The 6,713-nt window shown below is 68.9% G+C and carries 5 protein-coding genes and 1 rRNA gene; 4 read left to right on the plus strand and 2 right to left on the minus strand.

The window, feature by feature from the left end; translation table 11 throughout:
• Window positions 1-59: 59 nt before the first annotated feature.
• On the plus strand, window positions 60-1,952 hold the full coding sequence (locus BM228_RS29135) for a glycosyltransferase (RefSeq protein ID WP_244537367.1): 1,893 nt from the start codon (window positions 60-62) through the stop codon (window positions 1,950-1,952).
• 10 nt (window positions 1,953-1,962) lie between these two features.
• Window positions 1,963-3,582, plus strand: coding sequence for a glycosyltransferase (locus tag BM228_RS29140; protein WP_092046171.1), 1,620 nt, complete (start codon window positions 1,963-1,965; stop codon window positions 3,580-3,582).
• 5 nt (window positions 3,583-3,587) lie between these two features.
• On the opposite strand, the gene purC is transcribed toward BM228_RS29140, so the two are convergent.
• Together purC and nth are read right to left on the minus strand one after the other, a co-directional pair.
• Entirely contained in the window at window positions 3,588-4,382 is a 795-nt protein-coding gene (gene purC, locus BM228_RS29145; protein WP_082643291.1) for a phosphoribosylaminoimidazolesuccinocarboxamide synthase, read from the minus strand.
• Window positions 4,383-4,600: 218 nt separating this feature from the next.
• Entirely contained in the window at window positions 4,601-5,383 is a 783-nt protein-coding gene (nth, locus tag BM228_RS29150) for an endonuclease III (RefSeq protein WP_244537368.1), read from the minus strand.
• Window positions 5,384-5,403: 20 nt separating this feature from the next.
• On the opposite strand from nth, the gene BM228_RS29155 reads away from it, so the two are divergent.
• Both BM228_RS29155 and BM228_RS29160 read left to right on the plus strand, forming a co-directional pair.
• On the plus strand, window positions 5,404-5,925 hold the full coding sequence (locus tag BM228_RS29155) for a DUF2244 domain-containing protein (protein ID WP_092046173.1): 522 nt from the start codon (window positions 5,404-5,406) through the stop codon (window positions 5,923-5,925).
• A 626-nt stretch (window positions 5,926-6,551) separates the two neighbouring features.
• A 16S ribosomal RNA gene (locus tag BM228_RS29160) occupies window positions 6,552-6,713 on the plus strand; the annotation flags it as partial.

The following is a 6,713-nucleotide window of genomic DNA, read 5'->3' on the forward strand; positions in this document are numbered from 1 at the left end:
GCCTTGAGCCGACCGACGACCCCGTCTTCGATCGCCGCCTCGTCCTGCCCGACCACCCGGTGGGCTGGATCGTGCTGAGCTATGCCGGCGATCCCACACTGGCTCCGCGCCGGCCGATCCTGCGGGTTTTGCGCGGGGCCGACGGCACACCCCAGGACTTCATCCTGCCGGGCGCCTCGCAGGGCTATGCCCACTGGCTCGGCCTCATCCCCGGCGATACCCGGGAGATCCGCCTGTCGGCCGGGCCGGGCTTCGTGCTGGAGCGGGTCGGGGCTCGGCGTGAGGCTTCGGTGCTGGCCCAATGCCTGGTTCGCCGGCCGTGGCGCTGCGTCTCGGCTCTCTTCGAACGCCTTCGCGGATCCGAGCGGCGCTATCGCGATACGCTGCGCGGGGCCTGCGCAGTGACGCCACTGCGGCACTACAAATCCTGGGCGCCTTCGCGGTATCGCCCGATCCGGGTCGCCCCGACCGATCTGCGGATCCGCTGCCTCATCCTGGCCCGTTCTGGCGAGACGGCGGCCCTCGCCGCAACCCTCGATGCCCTCGACGCGCAGAGCCATCAGGCCCGGACCATCGTGGTCGCCTGGGATGATGCACTCCCCGAGTCGCCCGATCCCCGCGCTGAGCATCTTCGTTGGGATGGCCGGGCGATTCCCGCCGCGCTGGTCGCCGAGTCCGACGCCCTGTGCCTGCTCCGGCCGGGCAACATCCTGGCGCCCGATGCACTGGCGCTGCTGGCGCCGACCCTGGCGGAGGCCGATCTCGCCTATGGCGACGCGATCGGCCCCGATGACCTGCCCCGGCTCAAGCCGGACTGGAGCCCGGATCTGGCGCTGGCGACCGGCTATGTCGGCCGCGCCGCGCTGTTCTCGCGCGCCCTGCTGTCGCGACTGCCGGCCGCCCCGGTCGGCGCCTTGGAAGAGGCGTCCCTGGCCATCGAGACCGCCGCGAGTCTGGCCGGCGCGCGCGGCGCCCATATCCCGCGCGTCCTCGCCCACACCACGGGCGAGTGTCTCGATCCGCTGGCCCGGGCGCAGGCGCTCGATGCGCGCCTCAGAACGCTGGGCGCCCCGATCAACGCATCGCTCCGCGACGGCGCGGTCCATCTCGACTGGCCGCTGCCGCAACCCGCCCCGCGAGCCAGCATCGTGATCCCGTCGCGGGACCGGCTCGACCTGATCGCGCGGGTCTGCCGGGGCGTCCTGCAGGAGACCGCCTACCCGGATCTCGAGCTGATCATCGTCGACAACGGCTCCACCGATCCGGCCGTCCTGGCGCATTACGAAGAGCTCCAGCGCGACCTGCGGGTCCGGATCCTGATCGATCCGCAACCCTTCAACTTCGCCGCGATGGTCAATGCCGGTGTCGCCGCCGCCACGGGCGCGGTCGTGGTGCTGCTCAACAACGACGTGGCGGTGCTGGAGCCCAACTGGCTCGACGCCCTGGTCCGCCAGGCGATCCGGCCCGAGGTCGGGGCGGTCGGCGCGAAGCTCCTCTACGCGGACGGCACCCTGCAGCATGCCGGGGTCGTGGTCGGTCTCGGCGGACGGGCGGGCCACATCCTGCGCCGCCGCCCCGGCGACACGCCGGGCCATCTCGGCCGCCTGCGCGTGGCCCACGAGGTCTCGGCGGTGACCGCGGCCTGCCTCGCCGTCGCGCGGGACAAATACCAGGCGGTGGGCGGCTTCGATGCCGAGGCCTTCCCGGTGGATTTCAACGACGTCGATTTCTGCCTGCGCCTCGGTGCCGCCGGCTGGAAGACGGTTTGGACACCGGCCGCCACCCTGGCCCATCTCGAATCCGTGAGCCGGGGCCCCTCGGTGGGGGCCAAGCGCGCCCGCTTCGAGCAGGAGGCCGCCCGGTTCTCCGAGCGCTGGCGCGCTGTGATCTGCCACGATCCGTATTACCATCCCGCCCTGTCGCTCACGACCTTCGGCGAGGATCTCGAATGACGCGGCGCCGATGACAGGGCCTGGGCCGGGCCTCGCGCAGATGCTGCATCTCGGGATCCCGCGCGCCTCCGGGCGCGCGGTCCTCGGCGCGCTGCGCGGCTTCTTGGGCCACCCCCGGGCGATGGGCGAGATCCTGGCCGCTCGGCTCCAGGGCAAACGCCTTCGCGCCCGCCAGAAGTTGGCGGCCCTGATCGGCATCGACCACCGGCTCGCCCTGCCGCCAAAAATCCTCGACCGTTTCCCGCCCGCGCCAGCCCGGCCGGGCGCCGGCATCCGGCTGTTCGGCGATGGCTGCCTCGTCTCGGGCGCCACGGTCCGCATCGCCGCCGCTTTTGCTGCCGATCCCACCCTCCAGGCGATCTACGGCGATGCGCTGATCCAGGATCATCCGGGCGGTCCGGTCCGGCCTCTGCTGCCGCCGGCCTTCGATCCTGAGCTGCTGGCGGCGGTCGATTATCTGAGCCCCCTGCTGGCCTGCCGGCCGGGAGCCCTGGCGCCGGAGACCCAGCCGAGCGGCCCCGCCGACGCCGCGTTCCAGATCGCCGAGCGTCACGGCGCCTCCGCGATCGGCCACCTGCCCGAGATCCTGACGATCCGACGCGGCGACCCGGCCGATTGCGTGGCGCCGGCAGGGGAGGGGGGGCGGCACCGCCATCGTGACGCCCTGCGCCGCCATCTCGACCGGACTGGCCGTAAAGGAAGCCGCATCGTGCCGGGCGAAGACGGCCTCCTGCAGGTCGAGCACCCGCTGCCCGATCCGCGACCGCTCGTGAGCGCGATCGTGCCGACCCGCGACCGCCTCGACCTGCTCCGCCCCTGTCTAGACAGCCTCGCCGCCAGCACCGACTGGCCGGATCTGGAGATTCTGGTCTGCGATAACGACAGCCGCGAGCCGGAGACGCTGGCCTTCCTCAAAACCTTGGAGCGCGAGGGGAGGGGGGGCGTCGTGCCCTGTCCCGGGCCGTTCAACTTCGCCGCCATGAACAACGCCGCCGCCGCCCGCGCCCGCGGTGCGCTGCTGGTCTTCGTCAACAACGACGTCGAGGCGTTCCTGCCCGACTGGCTGGCCCGGATGGCCCGGGAGGCCCTGCGCCCGGAGATCGGCGCGGTCGGCGCAAAGCTTCTCGACGGCGAGGGGCGGATCCAGCACGGCGGCATCGTGCTCGGCACCGGCGGCCTCGTCACCCACGCGCATCGCCATTTCCCGGCGGATGCGCCGGGCTACCTCGCGGGCTTAAGCGCGACTCACGCGGTCTCGGCAGTCACCGCCGCCTGCCTGATGGTCGAGACCGAAAAATTCCGGGCGGTGGGCGGCTTCGACGAGGCGGTCTTCGCGGTCGATTTCAACGATGTCGACCTGTGCCTGCGCCTGAACGCGGCCGGCCATCGCACCCTGCTGGTGCCGGGGGCGGTGCTGCATCACCGCGAATCGGCGAGCCGCCGCTGGACGCCGGAGGCCCGCGCCCGCCACGCGCGCGAGATCGCGGCCCTTGAAAAGCGATGGGGGCCGCTGCTGGCGCAGGACCCCCATTATCACCCGGGCTTCGACCCGGACCTCTCGACCCACGCACGCCTGCGCGCGGGCTTTTGGGAAGCGGCGCCGGCGCCTGTGCGACACCCGCCCGCCTGACCGGCCTACTGGACGAGGCGCGGGCCGCCGGTCTGAACCTTCTCGTTCTCGGACATGATCCCGAGCCGCTTGGCGACTTCGGTGTAGGCCTCGATCAGGCCGCCGAGATCCTTGCGGAACCGGTCCTTGTCGAGCTTGTCCGAGGACTTGATGTCCCACAGCCGGCAGGAATCCGGGGAAATCTCGTCGGCCACGACGATGCGCATCATGTCGCCTTCCCACAGGCGGCCGGTTTCGATCTTGAAGTCCACGAGTCGGATGCCGACGCCGAGGAAGAGACCCGACAGGAAGTCGTTGACGCGGATCGCCAGCGCCATGATGTCGTCGATCTCCTGGGGCGTCGCCCAGCCGAACGCAGTGATGTGCTCTTCCGACACCATCGGGTCGTTGAGCGCGTCGTTCTTGTAGTAGAACTCGATGATCGAGCGCGGCAGCTGGGTGCCTTCCTCCAGGCCCAGCCGGGTCGCCAGCGAGCCCGCCGCGACGTTGCGCACCACCACCTCGAGCGGGATGATCTCGACTTCCCGGATCAGCTGCTCGCGCATGTTCAGCCGGCGGATGAAATGCGTCGGCACGCCGATATCGTTGAGGTGCTGGAACACGAATTCCGAGATCCGGTTGTTCAGCACGCCCTTGCCGTCGATGATCTCGTGCTTCTTCGCGTTGAAGGCCGTCGCGTCATCCTTGAAGTGCTGGATGAGCGTCCCGGGCTCGGGCCCCTCGTAGAGGACCTTCGCCTTGCCCTCGTAGATGCGACGGCGGCGGTTCATAGGCGTGTACCGTGGTTTGAGGAAGTCCATGGGCCGAGGCTCCTGATGCGCGACGATTGGGAGGAATCCGCGGCGCGGCGACCGTATGCGAGGTCGGGCAGCCGGACGGCCTCTGCCCGAGGGCCCGGCTACTGCCGTTCAAACTAGCCGAACCGGGCTTCCAGCACAACGCGTTAGCCCGCAGGGTGGGATTGCGGACGCGGGTCCGGACGTGCCCTCGGCCGCCTCCGCACCCGAAAAATTCCCGGTCATGCGACGGTCTTCGACGGGTATCGGCACAGATCCGCGATCAGGCAGCGTGGGCATTCGGGCTTGCGCGCCTTGCAGGTGTAGCGGCCGTGCAGGATCAGCCAGTGATGGGCGTGCAGCCTGTAGGGCTCGGGCACGATCGCCTCCAGCCCGGCTTGGACCTTGTCGGTGGTGCTGCCGACGAACAGCGGGATCCGATTCGAGACCCGGAAGATATGGGTGTCGACGGCGATTCGCGGCACCTGGAAGGCGATGTTCAGCACGACGCTGGCGGTCTTGGCCCCCACCCCGGGCAGGACTTGCAGCGCCTCCAAGCTCGCCGGCACTTCGCCGCCGTGCCGCTCGACCAGGATGCGCGAGAGCGCGATGACGTTCTTGGCCTTGGTGTTGAACAGCCCGATCGTCCGGATGTAGCTGCGGACCGTCTCCTCGCCGAGCGCCAGCATCCTCTCGGGGGTGTCGGCCACCGCGAAGAGCGGGCCGGTGGCGAGGTTGACGCCGCGGTCGGTGGCCTGGGCGGACAGGACCACGGCGACCAGCAGGGTGAATGGGTTGACGTAGTGGAGCTCACCCTTCGGCTCCGGCTCGGCCGCGTGGGAGCGCCGGAAGATCTCGGTAAGCGTCGCCGAATCGACGGCCTGCGGCGCGGTCTCGATATGGACGGTCGAGGCCGGCGTGATCCGTCCGCCGAGACGCCCGGAGGCGGCGCCTGTCGTGGAATCCCCTGCGGCACGCCGTCGAGGCGGGCTCTTTACCGAAGGCGGAGTCTTTCTGGCGGCCATCGGCGCGTTATATGGATCGGATGGCCAGCGGCAATCCATCCGTTCACCCGTACGGGCTCGACCCGGACAGTATCGACCGTCCGGTCTTCTCCGCCACGATCCGGCCGCACCAATCCCTGAGCCGCCTCGGCTTCCGGATCGTGATGACGGGCTGCTGCCTGGTCTCGCTGACCGTGTCGATCTGGGCCTGGCGGATGGGCTTCTGGCCGGTGGCCGGGTTCTTCGGCCTCGACATGCTGGCGATCTACGCCGCCCTGAAGGTCAGCTTCCGGCGCGGGCGCTCCTTCGAGGAGGTGATGATCTCGCAGATCGAAATTCTGCTCGCTCGTGTCAGCCACAAGGGCGAGCGGCATGAATGGCGGTTCAATCCGCTCTGGACCAAGATCGTGACCGTCGAGGATGACGAGTACGGCCTGCAGCGCGTCACCCTGGTTTCACGCCGCCAGCAGGCCCTGGTCGCTCGCGATGCCGATCCGGATGAGCGCGCCCGCATCGCCCACGGGCTCGGACAGGCCCTGGCCCAGGTCAAGAAGGGCTACTGAGGGCGTTAGGGGGCTGTCGTAGGCCCGTCATGCGGTTGCGCGAGAAAAAACGATCGCACCGCACAAACCCGGTTGACGGCCCCGTGGGGTCTGTCTATACCCCTGGTCATCGGCGCCGGCCGCGAAAGTGGACCGGGCGCTGAAGCATCTTCTGACAGGATCGGCGATTGGCCGGCGGGTTTGCCGGGCGATGGTCTGTTTTTGTCCGATGCTGGTTTCGGGGTCGGGTTCGCTTCGGCGGTTCGGCCACGGGGTTGACAGGGGGATCGGCGGGCTCTAGACGCCCTCCACCGCTGAGGCGGCCGACCGGATGGTCTGGCCGGTATCACGGTTCTCCCAGTCGGACAAGCGGGTGATCGGGGTTTCTAGCCCGGATCGTCGTCTCGTCTGTGAATTTGCCGGTTCGCCGGTGGGTTCGGGTCTTTGACATTGTTGGAATTGAGGAAGGGAGACGCGGACGGCGTTTGTCCTTGCGGTCGGAGCTTTGGCTTCGACAAGTGAGAGACTAGTGCCGATCGTCGTGTTTCTCTTTTTGAGCTCACCGATCTGGTTGCGCTGTGAAGCGCTGCTTGATCGATTGTGAGGCTCCGTCTGAGTAACTACGTGATCGGCCAGATCAATCTCTTCAACGTGAGAGTTTGATCCTGGCTCAGAGCGAACGCTGGCGGCAGGCTTAACACATGCAAGTCGAGCGGGCACTTTCGGGTGTCAGCGGCGGACGGGTGAGTAACGCGTGGGAACGTGCCCTCTGGTTCGGAATAACTCAGGGAAACTTGAGCTAATACCGG

Source organism: Methylobacterium pseudosasicola (genome assembly GCF_900114535.1).
Classification (GTDB): domain Bacteria; phylum Pseudomonadota; class Alphaproteobacteria; order Rhizobiales; family Beijerinckiaceae; genus Methylobacterium; species Methylobacterium pseudosasicola.